18 protein-coding genes are annotated in these 17,321 nt (G+C 67.3%); 9 read left to right on the top strand and 9 right to left on the bottom strand.

Annotation, left to right across the window (positions count from 1 at the left end; all coding sequences use genetic code 11):
• Window positions 1-10: 10 nt before the first annotated feature.
• From AC3WRI_RS25810 to AC3WRI_RS25800, 3 genes are all read right to left on the bottom strand, one after another.
• Window positions 11-964 carry a Bug family tripartite tricarboxylate transporter substrate binding protein gene (locus AC3WRI_RS25810; RefSeq protein WP_011615374.1) on the bottom strand — a complete coding sequence of 318 codons (954 nt, stop codon included), beginning with the start codon at window positions 962-964 and terminating at the stop codon, window positions 11-13.
• A gap of 68 nt (window positions 965-1,032) precedes the next feature.
• Window positions 1,033-2,460 (bottom strand): amidase, encoded by a 1,428-nt coding sequence (locus AC3WRI_RS25805; protein ID WP_439669001.1) that lies wholly within the window; start codon window positions 2,458-2,460, stop codon window positions 1,033-1,035.
• Between the two features lie 158 nt (window positions 2,461-2,618).
• Window positions 2,619-3,011, bottom strand: a complete 393-nt coding sequence (locus tag AC3WRI_RS25800; RefSeq protein WP_081645133.1) for an EAL domain-containing protein — start codon at window positions 3,009-3,011, stop codon at window positions 2,619-2,621.
• 93 nt (window positions 3,012-3,104) lie between these two features.
• On the opposite strand from AC3WRI_RS25800, the gene AC3WRI_RS25795 reads away from it, so the two are divergent.
• The 7 genes from AC3WRI_RS25795 (at window position 3,105) to AC3WRI_RS25765 (ending at window position 9,851) form a co-directional block, all read left to right on the top strand.
• Window positions 3,105-5,909 (top strand): monovalent cation/H+ antiporter subunit A, encoded by a 2,805-nt coding sequence (locus AC3WRI_RS25795; protein ID WP_439669000.1) that lies wholly within the window; start codon window positions 3,105-3,107, stop codon window positions 5,907-5,909.
• Window positions 5,909-6,277 (top strand): Na+/H+ antiporter subunit C, encoded by a 369-nt coding sequence (locus tag AC3WRI_RS25790; protein WP_011615371.1) that lies wholly within the window; start codon window positions 5,909-5,911, stop codon window positions 6,275-6,277. Before AC3WRI_RS25795 ends, AC3WRI_RS25790 begins: the two co-directional genes overlap by 1 nt.
• Complete coding sequence (locus tag AC3WRI_RS25785; RefSeq protein ID WP_492294332.1) at window positions 6,274-7,815, top strand: monovalent cation/H+ antiporter subunit D; 1,542 nt, start codon at window positions 6,274-6,276, stop codon at window positions 7,813-7,815. The genes AC3WRI_RS25790 and AC3WRI_RS25785 overlap by 4 nt, the downstream gene beginning before the upstream one ends.
• Before the next feature lie 3 nt (window positions 7,816-7,818).
• Window positions 7,819-8,322 (top strand): Na+/H+ antiporter subunit E, encoded by a 504-nt coding sequence (locus AC3WRI_RS25780; RefSeq protein WP_010812079.1) that lies wholly within the window; start codon window positions 7,819-7,821, stop codon window positions 8,320-8,322.
• Window positions 8,307-8,579, top strand: coding sequence for a K+/H+ antiporter subunit F (locus tag AC3WRI_RS25775; protein WP_010812078.1), 273 nt, complete (start codon window positions 8,307-8,309; stop codon window positions 8,577-8,579). Before AC3WRI_RS25780 ends, AC3WRI_RS25775 begins: the two co-directional genes overlap by 16 nt.
• A gap of 10 nt (window positions 8,580-8,589) precedes the next feature.
• Window positions 8,590-8,934, top strand: coding sequence for a Na+/H+ antiporter subunit G (locus AC3WRI_RS25770; RefSeq protein ID WP_010812077.1), 345 nt, complete (start codon window positions 8,590-8,592; stop codon window positions 8,932-8,934).
• 89 nt (window positions 8,935-9,023) lie between these two features.
• Window positions 9,024-9,851 carry a class I SAM-dependent methyltransferase gene (locus tag AC3WRI_RS25765; protein ID WP_439671751.1) on the top strand — a complete coding sequence of 276 codons (828 nt, stop codon included), beginning with the start codon at window positions 9,024-9,026 and terminating at the stop codon, window positions 9,849-9,851.
• Between the two features lie 84 nt (window positions 9,852-9,935).
• Here AC3WRI_RS25765 and AC3WRI_RS25760 read toward each other — a convergent pair whose 3' ends face one another.
• Window positions 9,936-10,190: a hypothetical protein gene (locus AC3WRI_RS25760; RefSeq protein WP_492294331.1), complete on the bottom strand. Its 255-nt coding sequence runs from the start codon at window positions 10,188-10,190 to the stop codon at window positions 9,936-9,938.
• A gap of 85 nt (window positions 10,191-10,275) precedes the next feature.
• On the opposite strand from AC3WRI_RS25760, the gene AC3WRI_RS25755 reads away from it, so the two are divergent.
• Complete coding sequence (locus AC3WRI_RS25755; protein WP_246840221.1) at window positions 10,276-11,904, top strand: c-type cytochrome; 1,629 nt, start codon at window positions 10,276-10,278, stop codon at window positions 11,902-11,904.
• A 6-nt stretch (window positions 11,905-11,910) separates the two neighbouring features.
• Here the strand turns inward: AC3WRI_RS25755 and AC3WRI_RS25750 are convergent, their stop codons facing one another.
• The 5 genes from AC3WRI_RS25750 to AC3WRI_RS25730 are packed head-to-tail and all read right to left on the bottom strand — an operon-like array spanning window position 11,911 to window position 17,090.
• The gene (locus AC3WRI_RS25750) at window positions 11,911-12,918 is read right to left on the bottom strand and encodes a nitroreductase family protein (RefSeq protein WP_492294329.1); all 1,008 of its coding nucleotides are present in this window, start codon (window positions 12,916-12,918) and stop codon (window positions 11,911-11,913) included.
• Between the two features lie 4 nt (window positions 12,919-12,922).
• On the bottom strand, window positions 12,923-14,032 hold the full coding sequence (locus AC3WRI_RS25745; protein ID WP_492294328.1) for a GNAT family N-acetyltransferase: 1,110 nt from the start codon (window positions 14,030-14,032) through the stop codon (window positions 12,923-12,925).
• Complete coding sequence (locus AC3WRI_RS25740) at window positions 14,029-15,252, bottom strand: hypothetical protein (RefSeq protein ID WP_011615364.1); 1,224 nt, start codon at window positions 15,250-15,252, stop codon at window positions 14,029-14,031. Before AC3WRI_RS25740 ends, AC3WRI_RS25745 begins: the two co-directional genes overlap by 4 nt.
• 3 nt (window positions 15,253-15,255) lie before the next feature.
• Window positions 15,256-16,140: a HesA/MoeB/ThiF family protein gene (locus AC3WRI_RS25735; RefSeq protein WP_492294326.1), complete on the bottom strand. Its 885-nt coding sequence runs from the start codon at window positions 16,138-16,140 to the stop codon at window positions 15,256-15,258.
• Window positions 16,137-17,090: a hypothetical protein gene (locus AC3WRI_RS25730; RefSeq protein WP_492294324.1), complete on the bottom strand. Its 954-nt coding sequence runs from the start codon at window positions 17,088-17,090 to the stop codon at window positions 16,137-16,139. Before AC3WRI_RS25730 ends, AC3WRI_RS25735 begins: the two co-directional genes overlap by 4 nt.
• Here AC3WRI_RS25730 and AC3WRI_RS25725 point away from each other — a divergent pair.
• On the top strand, window positions 17,070-17,321 hold a 252-nt coding region (locus AC3WRI_RS25725; protein WP_492294322.1), incomplete at its 3' end, for a hypothetical protein. The genes AC3WRI_RS25730 and AC3WRI_RS25725 overlap by 21 nt on opposite strands.

The following is a 17,321-nucleotide window of genomic DNA, read 5'->3' as shown; positions in this document are numbered from 1 at the left end:
GGGCCGGGCCTCAGTCCTCGGCCTGGAAGCCGGTCGCCTCCACGATCGGCTTCCAGGCGGCGCGTTCCAGCTGGATGCGGCGGCGGCCTTCGTGGCCGGGGCGCGCCACCACTTCCAGGCCCAGCGCTTCCAGCTTGGCCGCGGTGGCGGCGTTGGCCGAGGCCGCGAGGAACATCTTTTCCACTTGCGCCACCACGTCAGGCTGGGTGCCTGCCGGGACGAACACGCCGTACCAGCTGGTGGCGTGGTCGTACTGGCTGAAGCCCTGTTCCTTCATGGTGGGCACTTCGGGCAGCGCCTTGGCGCGGCGCGTGCCGCTCACGCCAAGGAAGCGCAGCTTGCCGCCCTTGTACAGCGGCATCATGCTGGCCACGGCATCCCAGCCGATCGACACATTGCCGCTGACCACATCCACCAGCATCGGCGATGCGCCGCGATACGCCGCGGGCGTGATGGCGATGCCTTCGGCCTTGCCCAGCGCCACCGTGCCGAGGTGGCCGGCGCTGCCGATGGTGGCCAGCCCCAGGCTGGCGCCGCCCGGGTTGCGCCTGGCCCAGCTCACGTATTCCTTCATGTTCTGGTAAGGCTGCTGCACGCCGGTCGCGACCGCGGTCGGCACATCGGTCAGTACCGCTGCGGGCACAAGGTCCTTGTCGGCGTCGTAAGACAGCTTCTTGTAGGTCAGCGGAAAGATCGTGAACAGGGGCGAGGGGCCGATGAACACGGTCTTGCCATCGGGCCTGGCGCGCTTCACGTAGTCGAGCGCCAGGCGCGCCGACGCGCCGGGGCGGTTTTCGACCACCACCGTGCCGTGGCCGTCCTGGCGCAGCTGCTCGGCATACAGGCGGGCAAGGCTGTCGGCGGCGCCGCCGGGGGCGTAGCCGACGATGATATGCATCGGCTCGGCATCGGCCGCGCTAGCCGGAGCGGTCATGGCGAAGGTGGCGGCAGCGACGGCGGTCATGGCCAGCAGCCGGCGCGTCAATCGGACTTGATCAGTCATGGCAGTCAGGGAACGATGTTGAGAGAGTGTCAGGGCAGGGTGGGCCACTGGCCCGTGAGGTCATGGACCGATTCATACAAGGCCGCCACACGCAGCAGCTGCGCGTCGCCGCGGAACTGCCCGACCAGCTGCAGCCCGATCGGCAGCCCGTCGCCACCAAAGCCGCAGGGCAGGCTGATGGCCGGATGCCCAGTCATATTGAACGGCATGGTCCACGGGAACCAGTTCGCGCGCACATCGGGATAGTCCTGGCCGTCGATTTCGATCTGGCCGAACAGGTCTTGCTCCAGCGGCAGCGCGGTGCGTGTGATGGTGGGCATTGCGAGCAGGTCGGCGCGTCCCAGCAGCGCCTGCACGCGCAGGAACAGTTGCGAGCGCTCGAACATCGCCTGCTGGTATTCCACTGCGGTGAATGCGGCGGCGGATTCCACCTGGCGCACGAAGGTCGGGCTCAGCGCCTCGCGGTGCTGGGCCACGATCGGCGCAAAGCGCGTGCGCCATACGGTGTGGTTGATGGCACGCCAGACGGGCTCGACGTCGAACCCCTCGCCGCCGAACGGCTCCAGTTCGGCGCCCAGTGCGCGCAGCTTGTCCAGGCTGGCCTCGAACGCGCGCGCCACGTCCGCCGACACCGGACGGCCCGGCGGCGCCAGGCAATACAGGATGCACCGGCCACGCAGGTCGCCCTGCGGCTGCGCTGCGGCCACGTAGTCGGCGGCGGGCACTCCGATCGACCACGGGTCGCACGGGTGTTCGCCGGCCATGGCCTGCAGCATCAGGCCGGTGTCGGCCACCGTGCGCGTGGTCGGCGTCACGTAGGTCTGGTTGCCGAACAGGTCCTGCGCCTGGCTGTGCGGAATCACCCCCTGGCTCTGCTTGATGCCCACCACGCCATTGCAGGCGGCAGGAATGCGCGTGGAGCCGCCGCCATCGGTCGCCACCGCCAGCGGCGCGATGCCGCTGGCCACTGCCACCGCGGCGCCGCCGCTGGAGCCGCCACTGGTGCGCTCGGCGTGCCAGGCATTGCGGGTGCGCCCGAACAGCGGCGAATCGGTCAGGCTTTTGGAGCCGAATTCCGGCGTGGTGGTCTTGCCGACCAGGATCGCGCCCTGCGCGCGCAACCGCGCCACCGCCACGGCGTCTTCGGCCGGCACGTTGTCGCGCATCGGCACGGCGCCAAAGGTCGTGCGCACGCCGCGCGTGTTGACGATGTCCTTGGCGGTAAACGGAATGCCGTGCAGCGGAGGCAGCGGCCGGCCGGACATCACTTCCGCTTCCGCCGCGCGCGCCGCGGCCATGGCCTCGTCCGCGCACAGCGTGATAAAGCAGTTCAGCACCGGCTGCAGCCGCTCGGCGCGCGCCAGCACCGCAGCGGTCAGTTCCACCGGCGAGATTTCCTTGCGCCGGATGCGCTGCTGCAGTTCGGCGGCGCTGGCAAGACAAAGCGCTTCGCTCATTGGACGGGCGTCTCCTGAAGATGGCCGCGCGTGCCGGTATCGGCGCGCGCAGGCGTGATGGCGATACGCTGGCATCTTACAACCGGCCCGCGCACGCGGGGACTATCGCCGCCAAGTGCCGTCGGCGAGGAAGCGTTCGGCCAGCTACGCGTTGCCGTTCAGGGGCGCGCCGGCGATGACAGGTAGGCCTGCAGGCCGTCTGCCGGCAAGGCGCGTGAAAACAGCCACCCCTGGCCGAACTGCGCGCCGCGCTCTCGCAGGAAGCGCGCCTGCTCTTCATGCTCGATGCCCTCGGCCACGACCTCGAATCCCAGCGCCTCCGCCATGGCGATGATGTGCGGCGCCACCGAGCTGGAAGCCGCCTCGCGGCCGATGGTACTACGCGGCGGCGCTGCTGCGCAGCACGCGCCGTCGCCGCGCGTATTCAGATTCCTTTTGCAAGGCGATGAATTTTTTCGTGCGCCGCGCAATAAGGCACGCATGACTTGCGCAATGCCGGCAGAATCCGGAAAGTAGGGGGAACGACTGCCCGCACAGAGGACCTGGCCCATGACCACCGCCCCATTTGCAAGACCCACACCATCGGCCCGGCTTGCCGCCCGGCACACGCCGGCCGTGATCCCGGGCAACGGCTAGGGGGGCGCATGGCGCTGGTGCTGCTGATCGCGCTGCCTCTGCTGGCCGCGGCGCTGACGTGGTTGATCGGCATGCGCGCCGCGCGCATGCTGGCGCCTGTCATCATCGGCTTGCCGCTGGCCGCGCTGGTGCTGCTGCTGAGCCTGCGCGGCGCGGTCTTCGAGCAGCCGGGGCATGCGCTGGGCTGGCGCGTGGCGTGGCTGCCGCAGCTCGGGCTGGACCTGTCGCTGCGGCTGGACGGCCTGTCGTACCTGTTTGCGCTGCTGGTGCTCGGCGTGGGCCTGCTGGTGATCCTGTACGCGCGCTACTACCTCGCGCGCAATGAATCCGCGGTGCGCTTCTTCTGCCTGCTGCTGCTGTTCATGGCGGCCATGCTGGGCGTGGTGCTGGCAGGCAACCTGCTGCTGCTGGTGGTGTTCTGGGAGCTGACCAGCATCCTGTCGTTCCTCCTGATCGGCTTCTGGTCATGGCGCACCGATGCGCGCCAGGGCGCGCGCATGGCGCTGGCGGTCACGGGCGGCGGCGGGCTGGCGCTGCTGGCCGGGGTGCTGCTGCTGGGCCATATCTGCGGCAGCTTCGAGCTGTCCGTGGTGCTGGCGCAGGCCGGCAAGGTGCAGCACCACCCGCTCTACCTGCCGATGCTGGTGCTGGTCCTGCTGGCAGTCTTCACCAAGTCAGCGCAGTTCCCGTTCAGCTTCTGGCTGCCGCATGCCATGGCCGCGCCCACGCCGGTCTCGGCCTACCTGCACTCGGCCACCATGGTCAAGGCCGGCGTGTTCCTGCTGGCGCGGCTCTATCCGGTGCTGGACGGCACCAACAGCTGGTTCTACCTGGTCAGCATGACCGGGCTGGCCACGCTCATCGTGGGCGCCGGCCTGGCGCTGCTGCAGCGGGACCTGAAAGGGCTGCTGGCTTATTCCACCATCAGCCACCTGGGCCTGATCACGCTGCTGTTCGGGCTCGATACCCAGCTCAGCACGGTGGCGGCCATCTTCCATATCATCAACCACGCCGTGTTCAAGGCGTCGCTGTTCATGGCGGCCGGCATCATCGACCATGAGACCGGCACGCGCGACCTCGACCGCCTGCACGGGCTGGCGCGCTACATGCCGCACACCGCAGTGCTGGCCATCGTGGCATCGCTGTCGATGGCGGGGGTGCCGTTGTTCAACGGCTTCCTCAGCAAGGAAATGTTCTTCGGCGAGACCCTGGCGCAGGGCCTGCTGGGCGACTTCAACTGGGTGATCCCGACCGCGGCGACGCTGGCGGGGGCGCTGACGATGGCCTATTCGCTGCGCTTTATCTACGGCGTGTTCTTCGGTGCCCGGCAGCCCGACGTGCCCAACTATCCGCCGCACGAGCCGCCGCGCTTCATGAAGGTGCCGGTGGAGTTCCTGGTGGTGATCTGCCTGGTGGTCGGGCTGGTGCCGGCCTATACCGTGGGCGACCTGCTGGCGGCGGCTTCGCTTGCCACGCTGCGCGCGCCCCTGCCAGAGTACAGCCTGAACCTGTGGCACGGGGTCAATTTGCCGCTGCTGATGAGCCTGGTGTCGATGGCCGGCGGCGCGGCGCTGTTCTTCCTGCGCCGCGACGCGCTGCGGCGCCTGCAGCAGGCAATCGACCACCTGAGCGCGCGCCAGTCGTTCGAGCGTGGCATGCATGCGCTGGAACGCTTTGCCGCTGCCGTCACGCGCTGGCTCGAGAACGGCTCGCTGCAGACCTATGTCGCCTGGATGCTGCTGGCGCTGCTGGCCGTGCCGGCATACTTCCTGGCCGACCTGGAATGGCTCGGCGGCAGCGTGCCGGCGGGCGCCATCGACCTGATCGGGGCTGCCACGCTGGCGCTGCTCGGGCTGTGCGCGGTGGGCGTGGTGGTGACGCACCGCCAGCGGCTGCTCGCGCTGGTGCTGCTGGGCGGCTGCGGGTTGATGGTGTCGATGGCGTTCCTGCGGTTCTCCGCGCCGGACCTGGCGCTGACGCAGATCTCGGTTGAGGTGGTGACGATCCTGCTGCTGGTGCTGGCGCTGTTCTACCTCCCGCGCGAGACGCCGGAGCGCGCCGGGGCTGCGCGCCGCGGGCGGGATGCGGTGCTGGCGCTCGGCGGTGGCACCTTGCTGGCAGTGGCGGCTTACGCCGTGATGACGCGGCCGTATGACCCGGTGTCTGCCTTCTACATCGACCAGTCCGTGCCCGGCGGCGGCGGGCACAACGTGGTCAACGTGCTGCTGGTGGATTTCCGGGGCTTCGACACCATGGGCGAGATCTGCGTGCTGCTGATTGCAGGGCTGGCGGTGCAGGCGCTGCTCAAGGGCATGCGGCTGGACACGCCGTCGGCAGCGCCCGATGGCCTGCCGTGGAGCAGCCAGGCGCATCCGCTGCTGCTGGCCATGCTGGCGCGGCTGATGCTGCCGCTGACGCTGCTGGTGGCGGTCTTTATCCTGCTGCGCGGGCACAACCTGCCGGGCGGCGGCTTTGTCGCGGCGCTGATCACATCGGTGGCGCTGCTGCTGCAGTACGTTGCCAGCGGCGTGCGCTGGACCGAAGCGCGCATTGCGCCGGACTATCGCGCCATTGCCGGCGGGGGCATTCTGCTGGCGGGTCTGACCGGACTGGGCAGCCTGGCCTTCGGCTATCCGTTCCTGACCACCGCCTTCGGGCATTTCCACATACCGGGCATCGGCGAGGTGGAACTGGCCACGGCGATGATCTTCGACCTGGGAGTCTTCTGCACCGTGACGGGAACCACGCTGGTGATCGTATCGCACCTGGGCGTGCGCAACCTGCCGCCGGCACAGGCCGCGGAGGACGCCTGATGGCCGCGCTCTACGCCATCACCATCGGCATCCTTGCCGCGGGCGGCATCTACCTGCTGCTGCGCGAGCGCGTCTTCACCGTGGTGCTGGGGCTGACGCTGCTGTCGTATGCGGTCAGCCTGTTCCTGCTGGGCATGGGGCGCCTGTCGATCGGGCGGCCGCCGGTGATCGTGGCGGGCGCCAGCTATGCCGATCCGCTGCCCCAGGCGCTGGTGCTGACCGCCATCGTGATCGCGTTCGGCATGACGGCGTTCGCGGTAGTGCTGGCGCTGCGCTCGCTGGGGCTTACCGGCAGCGACCATGTCGACGCCGCCGGCCAGCCCGACGAGCGCGCCGCCGATGGCGGCAAGCAGGATCCGCGGCCATGAACCACGCCGTGCTGCTGCCCATCCTGATCCCCATGTTTGCCGGTGCGCTGCTGACCGCGATGCCGGCCCAGCAGCTGCGCGCGCAGCGCATCGTCTGCGCCGCGGCCACGCTGTTGCTGGCGCCAGTGGCAGTGCACCTGCTGCGCCAGGCCGCTACCGGCGAGATCGTGGTCTACGCGATGGGCAACTGGTCGGCCCCGTTCGGCATCGTGCTGCAGCTGGACCGCACCGGTGCGATAATGCTGGCCCTGACCGTGGTGCTGGCCGTCGCCGCGCTGGCGGCGGCGGGAGAGGGCACGGCCCGGCAGGGCCGGCATTTCCATGCGCTGTTCCAGTTCCAGCTGATGGGCCTGAACGGCGCCTTCCTGGCGGGCGACCTGTTCAACCTGTTCGTCTTCTTCGAGATCCTGCTGATCGCGTCCTATGCCCTGCTGGTGCATGGGGCAGGGCGGGCGCGCATCGGCGCCGGGCTGCACTATGTGATCCTGAACCTGGTGGCGTCGTCATTCTTCCTGGTGGCGGTTGGCGTGCTGTACGGGCTGTCGGGCACGCTGAACATGGCGCACCTGGGCCTGCGCCTGGCCGGCTTGCCGGCCCAGGACCTGCCGCTTGCGGTGGCCGCCGGCGCCATGCTGATGCTGGTCTTTGCGCTGAAGGCGGCGCTGTTCCCGCTGTATTTCTGGCTGCCGCGCGCCTACGCCAGCGCCACCGGCCCGGTCGCGGCGCTGTTTGCCATCATGACCAAGGTCGGCATCTACGCGATGCTGCGTTGCGATGCGCTGATCTTCGGCGGCCCGCAAGGGCTGCTGGGACCGTTCCTGCATGACTGGGTGTTCTTGCTGGCGCTGATCACGCTCGCGGTCGGCGCGCTGGGCGCCGTCGCCGCCGGCACGCTGCGCGCGATGACCAGCTACCTGGTGGTGGCATCGGTCGGGTTGCTGGCCGCCTGCGTATCGATGCAGACGCAAGCCGGCTGGGCCGCGGCGATGTTCTACCTGCTCAGCACCACGCTGTGCACTGCCGCGCTGTTCCTGCTGGCCGACGCGCTGGAGCCGGAGCCTGGGCGCGAGGACGGGGCTCCGGTCAGTGCCTCGCGGCTGGCCGGGCTGCTGTACCTGGTGGGCGTAGTGGCAGCGGTGGGGCTGCCGCCGCTGTCGGGCTTCCTCGGCAAGGCCATGGTGCTGCGCGCGACCCCGCCGCCGTGGGTGCCGGCGCTGTGGTCCGCGGTGCTGGTGTCGGGCCTGCTGCTGCTGGTTGCCGTGTCCCGCACCGGCACGCGGCTGCTGTGGCGGCTGCCGCATGAGGCCGAGCACGTGCCGGAAGGGAATGAGTACTTAGACGAAGACCATCCCGGCGCGGCACGCGTGCGCGTGCGGCCCGATGCGCGCAAGCTGGCCTGCTGCGCACTGCTGCTGGCGGGCAATATCGCGCTGACGGCATGCGCGCGGCCGGTCAGCGACTATGTGGCCGACGCGGCGGCGCAGTTGCTGGACCGCGCCGCCTATCTCCGGGCAGTGCTGCCCGGGCAGCCGGGGTAAGCCATGCTGCAGCGTCTGCTTCCCCATCCGTGGCTGAGCCTGATCCTGATGATCATGTGGCTGTTGCTGACCAACAGCCTGGCCCCCGGGCACTGGTTGCTGGGGGCGCTGCTGGGCTGGGCCATCGGCCGGCTGGCCGACCGCTGGCTGGTGCTGGGCGCGTTCCGCCTGTCGCGGCCCGACCTGATCCTGCGGCTCAGCATCCATGTGCTGTTCGATATCGTGAAAGCCAACGTGGAAGTGGCCATCATGGTGCTGGGTCCCACCGCGCGCCTGCGCCCCGCCTTTATCGTGGTGCCGCTCGATGTCGAGCACGAGCTTGCCACCACCGCGCTGATCAGCATCGTCTCGCTCAGCCCCGGCACGCTGTGCGCAGAACTGAGCGACGACCGCCGCGCCTTGCTCGTGCACGTGCTGGACCTGGAGGAAGAGGCCGCGCTGGTCGAGCTCATCAAGTCGCGCTATGAAACCCCGCTCAAGGAGATCTTCCAATGCTTGCCATCGTGATACCGGTCTGCCTGGTGATCCTGGGCCTGGCCTTCCTGCTGACCCTGGCGCGGCTGCTGCGCGGACCCAGCCTGCCGGACCGCATCGTGGCGCTGGACACGCTGAATATCAACGCCATCGCGCTGATCGTGGTGCTAGGCATCAGCCTGGATTCGGCGCTGTTCTTCGAGGCCGCGCTGCTGATCGGGGTGATGGGCTTCGTCGGCACCGTGGCGCTGTCCAAGTACCTGCAGCGCGGCGACATCATCGAATACTAGGGAACGCCAGATGCTGCATCCTGTTGCGGAATTCATCGTGTGCGCGCTGCTGCTGGTGGGCAGCGTGTTCATGCTGGTCGGGGCGGTCGGGCTGTTCCGGCTGCCGGACTTCTTCATGCGGCTGCATGGGCCGACCAAGTCGACCACGCTGGGCGTGGGCGGGGTAGTGCTGGCCTCGGTGGCGTACTTCAGCTTCCGGGGCGATGCCAGCCTGCATGAACTGCTGGTGACCGCCTTCCTGTTCCTGACCGCGCCGATCAGTGCCCACATGCTGGCCAAGGCCGCGCTGCAGCGCCAGCTGCCGGTGGATCCGCGCACGCGCGGCAGCGGCTGGATGCCGCGCATCCGCGACTAGGTATGGCCGCGACGGTTTACTTTCGCCGCAATGTGTCCTACACCCAGTCAGGCGATGCCGGCATCTTCCACGCCAGGGCAGGGGGTTTCATGGACTTGCAACACTCGGACAAAGTCTTCGCGGGCGCGATTCCGGAAGTCTATGAGGCCCTGATGGTGCCGATGATCTTTGCGCCATACGCTGCCGACATGGCTGCCCGCATCGCCGCGCTGCAGCCGCGCCGGGTGCTGGAACTGGCCGCCGGCACCGGCGTGCTGACCCGGGAAATCGCCGGGCGGCTGCCGGCCGATACCCTGATCGTTGCCACCGACCTCAACGCGCCGATGCTGGCGCGGGCGGAGCAGGCCGGCACGAGCCGCCCGGTGCACTGGCGCGAGGCCGACGCCATGGCGCTGCCGTTCGCCGATGCCAGCTTCGATATGGTCGCCTGCCAGTTTGGCGTGATGTTCTTCCCCGAAAAGGGCCGCGCCTTCGCCGAAGCCCGCCGCGTGCTGGTGCCGGGCGGCACCCTGATCTTCAATGTCTGGGACCAGCTGGAATTCAACGCCTTTGCCCGCGATGTCACCGGGGCACTCGCCACGCTGTTTCCCGACGCACCGCCCGAGTTCATGGCCCGCGTACCGCATGGCTACCACAGCCAGGCCGCGATCGAGCAGGACCTGCGCCTTGGCGGATTCCAGTCCTCCCCGGTCTTTGAAACCGTCGCGGCAACCAGCCGCGCCAGCGCCGCCCGCATCCCGGCGGTGGCATTCTGCCAGGGCACGCCGCTGCGCGCCGACCTGGAGCGGCGCGGGCCGGATGCGCTCGGCCGGGCAACCGACCATTGCGAACAGGCGCTCCTGGAGGCTTATGGCGACGGGCCATTGGCCGGTCCGATGCAGGCGCACGTGGTGATGGTAACGGCGCCCGCCGGATAAAGCTGCCCGCCAGTTTGTCGCAGGTCATCGCTGGGCGTGCGCAAATCGCCGCTTGCGCCGATACTGTAGCCAGGCTCATGACGACTACAGGACCCTTGGGCGGTGGCCATGGACTCTATGATCATTTCCGCATCGGTGGCACTGGGCATCGGCCTGGCGATCGGGCTGGAGCGCGAGCGCAGCCAGGCAGCCGACGGCGGCGAGGTCGCCGCCGGGAAAGATCGTGGCATCCGTGGCGGGCGGCCTGCGCTTCACCGTGCCGGTCGCGATCGGATTGGTGCTGTCGACCAGCGCCACCTGGGCAGTGGCCTGGCTGCAGCGCTTGGATTGAGGCAGCATGCATGGTCGGCTACCATCAGCGCGGCGCGGTCCGGATTCCCCTGGCGCGCATTGTCGGACGATGACTACGATGCCCCTTGTACGCGTGCTCGCGATCGGTCTGCTGTTAGGTTTGCTGGCGGGATGCGATTTCCTGCGCGGCTACGCTGAGGGCGAATCCGAGGTCATGCGGGACTTCCGGGCCGGGGATCGTGCCGATGACCTCGGGGCGGCGCGCTTTGTCTTCGATGACTTCGGCGGCCTGAGCACCGATACCCTTGAGACCAATGCGCTACCGTGGAAGCTGGCAACGACCGCACTGCTGCTGGCCGGCGGCCCCAACGTTCCGGTCACTCAGGACGCCTTGCGCCGGGCCCTGCGCGAGTTTGGCTTCATCTATCCCGATGCGATCCGCAACTGGCCGCGCCAGCAACAGCCCAGGTTCGACAAGCCCCTGGGCGTGGTCAGCGGAGTGATCGGCCGGGATCTCCCGAAGATCCGCCTGGAAGTGTCCAACCTGGGATGCGCATCGTGCCATGCGGGCATCACCTACGACATGGACGGGCGTCCCACCAACGATGTCTGGCTGGGCCTGCCGAATACCTCCCTCAACCTCGATGCCTTCGTCACCGCGGTCTATCAGGCGGTGAAGCAGGTGAAATCCGATCCGGAAAAGCTCCTCTCCGCCATCCACCAGCTTTACCCCGAAACCAGCAACGAGGAACTGGATACCATCCGGAAATTCGTCTGGCCGCGGCTGGTAAAACGGGTGGCGGAACTCGAAGCCAGCGGTGACGAGCCGCTGCCGTTCAGCAACGGCGCGGCCGGCAGCACCAATGGGGTCGCGGCACTCAAGTTCCAGTTTCATCTGCTCTCGGCGGGCACGGCCGCCAGTGGTTCCACCTCGATTCCGGAACTGGGCTACCGCAGCCTGCGCTCATCGCTGCTCTATGACGGCGTCTATACCAGCAAGGGCGCGCCGCGCTTTGCGCCAGTGGCACCCGGTGCCGCCAACGATGCCGGGCGGCTGGCGCATATCGTGGCCTTCTTCACCGTGCCGACCATGGGCATGCCACCGGATCGCGCCGTCCGTGCGATTCCGCAGGTGGAAGACGTCATGCGGTTCATGGCGGGCTACACCCCGCCGCCGTTTCCGGGGCCGGTTGACCGCTCCCGCGCCGCGCGCGGCCGCGCCGTCTTTGATGCCAACTGCGCCCAGTGCCATGGCAGCTACAGCCAGGACCCAGAGCGCCCGCGCCTTGTCAGCTTCCCCAACCGGCTGGTGGCACAGGCGGATATCGGGACTGACCCGACGCGCTGGCAAGCAATCGATCCCGGCCTGCTGCAAGCCATCTCGCGCTCCGAGCTGGGCAGGCATATCGACGCGGCAAACACCAGTGGCTATGTCGCGCCCATCCTCTCCGGCGTGTGGGCGACGGCACCATACCTTCATAACGGCTCCGTGCCCACGCTCTGGCATCTCATGCATCCGCAGGCGCGGCCCAGGCGCTTCTGGGTCGGAGGCCATGCCCTGGACTACGGCAAGCTGGGCATCGCCGGCAGGCTCGATGCGGCCGGTACCTGGACCTATCCGGCCAGCTACCGGCCGTGGTCGAAACCCGTGCTCTACGACACGGCGACGGCGGGGCGCGACAACCGCGGCCACGAGAAGGAATTCTCGACCCTTGCCGAAAGCGACAAGGATGCGCTGCTGGAATTCCTGAAATTGCTCTAGCTGCCGTCAGGAATCCTGCAGCAGTTCCGCGACTGGGAGCCGGGCGCTTTGCGCAATGCCACGGTCCGGCACCGGCCCGAAGCGCATCACATTGACGAGCCGATTCCCCCGCGGCAAGCGCTGGCTTTCGGCAAGCATGGCGGCATGGCCAGGTGAATCGGCCAGCGCCGACATCGGCACGCCGGCAAAGCCCCTGGCAGTCATGGCCAGCCAGAACCGGTACCAGCGGCGCCCGATATCAAAGCTCGTGACCTCGGGTGCGGCATGGATCAGGACGATCCGCGCCGCGCTCTTCACTTTTGCGCTTTCCGATGTCAGCAGGCGGGTCAGCGAAAGCGCCGAGAGCAGCCGGAGCACACGAGGTCTCAGCGCAATTGACGCGCCCCAGGCTTCCCACCGCGACAGTGCCATGCATTCGGCCGAAAGCCCGTCGCGCGGCCAGCCTGGATCGTGCGGTGACAAGCGCAGCCAGTGGTAAAGCTCCTCGGCAAACCGCGGGTCATTCAATCCCGCAGCCGCGGCGTCGTCATACCATCTGGCGATTTGCGCCGTGCTGTTCTCGCTGGCCAGCGTGACGAACTCCGCGTGGGCCGCAGCGCATTCGCCCAACGACTTGATCTGCGCCGGGGTCGCACGGAGAAACTTGCCTCGATAGGCGCGGCGCGCGTCCACGAAGGCGGCAAGGGGATCCGGGCTTGCGCCGGATGTGATCAGGCCGGATGCGGCCGGGCGCAGACCCTGGGCAGCGGGAGGGTAGGGCAGGCCGGAGACCACGGGCTGCGTGAGCCCCAACCCGAGCGTCGACAACGCCATGGCCATGCCTTCCCAGGCCATGCCCAGGGCGATCTGGTTGTCCCGCCCGGTGGGGTCGCCCACGGACAGCCATCGCGCAGGGTCTTCAAACAGTTCAACCTTGTCGCCGGCAAAGCGCCAGCGCGCGGGCTGGATATTGTGCGCGCTGGGAGCGCGGCCAGCCTGTGCAAGCAGGGTGAGATGCTGATCGCGCGTGAGCATGTCGCTAGATGGCCTTTTTGAAGAGATGCAGCCGATGCAGTGGCCTGGCGCCCATCTTCTCCATTTGCTTCTGGCTGGCGCCATTCGAATCCGACACCCAGCTGATGCCCAGGTGCGAGTATCCGGCACCGCGCATCGCCGTGAGCAGATGGTGCAGCATGACGCCGTTGACGCCGCGGCTGTGGTAGTCCCTGCGCACGGAAAAGAAGATGATCGCCGCACGCTTGCGGCTGGCGCGGAACCTGATCAGATGCCAGAGCGTGGACAGCTTCAGGCGGAAGCCGGTGGCGCGCAGAAACGGGTTGAGATCCGGCACGCACAGCAGCACCCCGATCGGCTCCCCGTTGAAATAAGCGGTATAGGACAGCCGCTCGTCGATGATCCACATCATGCCGGCGCAGGGAAACAGGAATTCCTCCTCCGTCAGCGGCACGAACATCGGGTTGCCGGAGAAACCATCGTTCAGGACAGCGCATGCCTCCAGCAGGCGCCGGTCAAAGCCGCGCCGCCGGATCGGCTTGAATTGCCAGGCGGGATCATCCAGCAGCGCGCGTTGCTTGTTGCCGATCAACTGCTGCGGATCGTAGCTGCGCACGTCGAGCTCGAACGTGCGCATCGGAAAGAACGGCTCGAAGCCGCATGCCCGGAGCAGCCTGGCAATATGCGGCGGCGTGTATTCCTGGTAGGTGTATGGCGGATGCTCGAAGCCCTCGGTGACGATGCCGATCATCTGCGTGATCGTCAGGTTGAAGCTGCCAGCCAGTTCGTCACAGCCGTTGCGCTTCACCCAGGCCGCCGCCGCGTCGAGCAGCGCTTGCGCGACCTCCACGTCATCGACGCAGTCGAACATGCCGAAGCAGCCGCGCTTCTGAGCGTATTGCTGGTTGGATGCATCGTGGATATGGGCCAGGATACGGCCCACGATCCGCCCGTCCCGATGGGCGGTGAACCAGGTGCGGCGCGCAAACTGCCGGAACAGCGGGTTCTTCGCCGGGTCCAGCGCGCGCGCAAGATCCCCCTTCATCGGCGAGACAAAATGCGTATCACGGCCATAGCAGGCAAACGGCGCCTCGAAGAACGCGTCGAAATCGCCTTCACGCAGCACGGTTGTCATGCCGCCTCCCGCTGCCCGAGATGGCGCGCCAGCCGCAGGATCACCGCCGCGCGCAGCTCGCCGATCGCCGCGTTGGCGCCTTGCGGCAGGTTCAGCAGCACCACCTGCGCGGGCTGGCGCGCGATCAGCAGGGCATGGGTCATTTCATGGCGCTCGAGCAGGTCTACCAGCTGTTCCGCGGCCTCGACCCGATCGCCTTCCCGGATCCTGGTCCACGCCCTGGCGTCGCCGATCGACACGGGCTCCCGCCGCTTTCCGGCCAGGTCGAACAGCGCGTCGAGGGCGTAATCAGCAAGCTCCGTGTTGCCGAGCACCACATGGTCGGCGGTTTGCGGCAGGCGCCTGAGCGAATGCAGGAAACCCTCTGGCGTATCCAGCCGGGCATGGAGCAGCCAGCGCAGGAACGCGTTGCCATCACCGGCCAGCGAAACGGCGCGAATGCGGACAAAAATGGCCGTCAGCAGCACCCATGCAATGGCAACCGGCATGCTGCGCAGGCCCGCCTCGGCAAAGCCCGGGCCGGGCCCGCGCGAAGCCAGCGCCATCACGCTGGCCAGCACGACGGCGAAGAGCAGGGCGGCTGCGATATGCACCAGCAGCCCGCGCACGACCCGCCGCGATTCCGACAGGTTCAGGAACACATAGACGAATGCCAGCGCCCCGAGCGCCCCCAGGCGAACCGGCACATGGCCGAGCTCCTCGCGGAAGTCGGTGGCCGCGAGCGGGACGGCCAGGGCCACGACCACCACTACCGCCCGGGCCAGGCGTGCCTCGTTGTCGGACAGCTCGGCATCGCGCAGCCACAGCAGGAACCAGCCATTGCTTGCGGTCACCACGGCGAAGCAGCCAAGGAACATCAGCAGCAGCGGCGTATTGCCCGACAGATCGGTAAAGAGATTGATGACGAAGAACACCACCGACACGCCCAGCGCCAGCAGCTTAAGCCACAACGGGTGGTGGCGCCGCACCAGGTGCTCGGCAAACAGGGTCATGGCAATGGGCAACAGGGTTGCCGCTGCAAACACCAGTTGCGCCAGCAGCGTGCCGCCAATCAGCCAGGAAAAGCCCCGGACTGCCAGCAGTGCCGTCAGCACCCCGAACAGGAACAGGCCCGTGCCGGCCCCGGCCTCGCGCCGGGACCAAAGGAAATGCAGGCAGAGCCCGCAGCCCACCGCGCCGAGCCAGGTAACGGCGACATCGCTTGCCAGGGCGTCAATCACGCGTCAATCCTCATCTCGCATCAACCTCGCCATGAAGCGCCGTACCAGCGCGCGCACGGCCCATGCCGTCAGCGCATTGCGCGGTGTCTCGACACGCATGGTCCAGGGATTGAAGAAGTAGCCTCGCACACCGGCCAGCCGCCGCCGACCGAGCACCAGCTTGATCACCTCGAACGCCATCAGGTTGCCGGTGGTGATCACCATCGGCGCAAACGACATGCGCTTGCGCTTGCCGGTCAGCAGGTCCTTGGCGATGCCAAGCTCAACATGCCGGACCGAACTCGAGTTGACCATCACATATTCCAGTTCCTTGCCCAGGCATTCCTGCCTGAGCTCCGGCGTCAGGGACTTCCAGTCAATGCCGGCCGTGGGATAGGAAAGACGCTCCTCGGGCCTGGGATCTTGCGGACGAACAACCGTGACGGAGGGCAGGGGAGCGGTATAGGCGTCGATGACGGTCGCACCATGCTCCCGCGCCTTGCGATAGAGCGCGATGCTCGCGGCCATGTCATCCATGCCGTTGACCACGATCTTGTAACGGCTCAGCAGGTCATCGAGCTTGTCGGTCCACTCCGCGCCGAAGGTTTCGATGGCAAGTTCCGGGTTGATGCGCCGGATCTGCGCCACGGTGGCCTCGACCTTGTTCACGCCAACGGTATCCAGGCTGGCAAACACCTGGCGGTTCAGGTTCGACACGTCGAACGCATCGAAGTCCGCCAGCGCAAAGACGCCAATGCCCACCCGTGCCAGCGCCTGCAGGCAGGCGCCGCCCATGCCGCCGACGCCACAGATCAGCACCCGTGCATTGCGCAATTGCTGCTGTTCCGCGTCGGTCACGAAACCGATGTTGCGGGTCGTGAATTCCTCGTAGGAGAAGGGTGGAATCATTGACTCTTCCTAGCGCGCAGGTCTCCCAGCGGCTCGCGCGGATTCAGCCAGTGGAACAATGGCAGGACGATCCGACCGACAGCCAGGAACGCAATCTGATAAAGGATGGCGGGCAACGAGTCCCGAGGCACTTCCCGCAACAGGTATTTCCGCGCGCTGGCCAGGTCCAGGCAGGCGACCTGCAGGAAATCGTCGCCGCGCTGGTAATCGAGTTCCCGCCGGCAGAGTTCGTTGGCGCGCTCGTCCCGATGCTTCGGCGCCTGCTCGAACGTTTTCTTGAGATTGTCCGAGCCGCCGGTATAGGCATCGGTAATCACGAACCGCGTCTCGTCAAATCCCGCCGCCCCGTCAACGCCAAAGACATGCCGATGCGATTTCATGATCTCGCGGGCCACGCTCAGGTGTTCAAAGCTGCGCCGCGACGGCTCAAAGGGATTGGGATAGGCCGTGACAAAGACCTCGGCGACCTTGCCGATAATGGCCGGCACCTGCGTCACATTGCTGATCCAGATCGGGCGCAGGCCGCGGCGGAAGAAAAGCAGGATGCAGGTAAGCCCGTACAGCACCCAGGACAGTCCTTGCGTGCGATAGCCCGGATCAACCATCACCAGCCCAAGGTGAATCGCCTCGACCGGGCGGGCCTTGACCTCGATCGGCATGACCGACAGCGCATTGAACGCAATCGGCTGGCCGCTGTCCCGGTCATAAAGCAGCGTGATCACGGCCCGCCGCAGCCTTTCAGGATCGCCGGAAAGCACCCCGTAATCGAGGTCCTTGCCGATTCCCCGCTGCACGATGCCGCGCATCTCGGCCAGCATGGCCTCAAGCTGCCGGGCATCCATCCACAAGCCAGGCCGCTCGACGACCCGGATCCGCACAGACCGGCTGGCCTTCAGGCTCAGGTCCAGGTAGCGCAGCCGCCGTCGAAAATGCCCGATGAATTTGAACATGCAGGTTTGGCTGATGCCTTGTTCTTGTGTGCCGGACTGAAGGGCAAGCGTGGCTTGGAGCATATAACAGCCAGTCTGTGGTGTCACGGGCATGGTCACGGGAAGAAAGCCGACAGCAGGTCAGTTTTGGGCAAGGGGTATGACATGTCTAATTCGGGTCATGCCAAGATAAAGCCAATCCGCTATCACAAGCCCTGTGGTTATATAGAAAGAAACGAACCGCTTCATTCC

This window comes from Cupriavidus sp. FW305-27 (assembly GCF_058787995.1).
The sequence above is the reverse complement of the archived record's forward strand: the minus strand, read 5'-3'. Positions and strand labels throughout refer to the sequence as shown.

Bases quoted from the DNA above. Each gene is read 5' to 3' on its own strand.
- AC3WRI_RS25810 (WP_011615374.1), bottom strand. From the start codon at position 964: ATGACCGCCGTCGCTGCCGCCACCTTCGCCATGACCGCTCCGGCTAGC.
- AC3WRI_RS25805 (WP_439669001.1), bottom strand. From the start codon at position 2,460: ATGAGCGAAGCGCTTTGTCTTGCCAGCGCCGCCGAACTGCAGCAGCGC.
- AC3WRI_RS25800 (WP_081645133.1), bottom strand. From the start codon at position 3,011: ATGGGCCAGGTCCTCTGTGCGGGCAGTCGTTCCCCCTACTTTCCGGAT.
- AC3WRI_RS25795 (WP_439669000.1), top strand. From the start codon at position 3,105: ATGGCGCTGGTGCTGCTGATCGCGCTGCCTCTGCTGGCCGCGGCGCTG.
- AC3WRI_RS25790 (WP_011615371.1), top strand. From the start codon at position 5,909: ATGGCCGCGCTCTACGCCATCACCATCGGCATCCTTGCCGCGGGCGGC.
- AC3WRI_RS25785 (WP_492294332.1), top strand. From the start codon at position 6,274: ATGAACCACGCCGTGCTGCTGCCCATCCTGATCCCCATGTTTGCCGGT.
- AC3WRI_RS25780 (WP_010812079.1), top strand. From the start codon at position 7,819: ATGCTGCAGCGTCTGCTTCCCCATCCGTGGCTGAGCCTGATCCTGATG.
- AC3WRI_RS25775 (WP_010812078.1), top strand. From the start codon at position 8,307: ATGCTTGCCATCGTGATACCGGTCTGCCTGGTGATCCTGGGCCTGGCC.
- AC3WRI_RS25770 (WP_010812077.1), top strand. From the start codon at position 8,590: ATGCTGCATCCTGTTGCGGAATTCATCGTGTGCGCGCTGCTGCTGGTG.
- AC3WRI_RS25765 (WP_439671751.1), top strand. From the start codon at position 9,024: ATGGACTTGCAACACTCGGACAAAGTCTTCGCGGGCGCGATTCCGGAA.
- AC3WRI_RS25760 (WP_492294331.1), bottom strand. From the start codon at position 10,190: ATGCTGCCTCAATCCAAGCGCTGCAGCCAGGCCACTGCCCAGGTGGCG.
- AC3WRI_RS25750 (WP_492294329.1), bottom strand. From the start codon at position 12,918: ATGCTCACGCGCGATCAGCATCTCACCCTGCTTGCACAGGCTGGCCGC.
- AC3WRI_RS25745 (WP_492294328.1), bottom strand. From the start codon at position 14,032: ATGACAACCGTGCTGCGTGAAGGCGATTTCGACGCGTTCTTCGAGGCG.
- AC3WRI_RS25735 (WP_492294326.1), bottom strand. From the start codon at position 16,140: ATGATTCCACCCTTCTCCTACGAGGAATTCACGACCCGCAACATCGGT.
- AC3WRI_RS25730 (WP_492294324.1), bottom strand. From the start codon at position 17,090: ATGTTCAAATTCATCGGGCATTTTCGACGGCGGCTGCGCTACCTGGAC.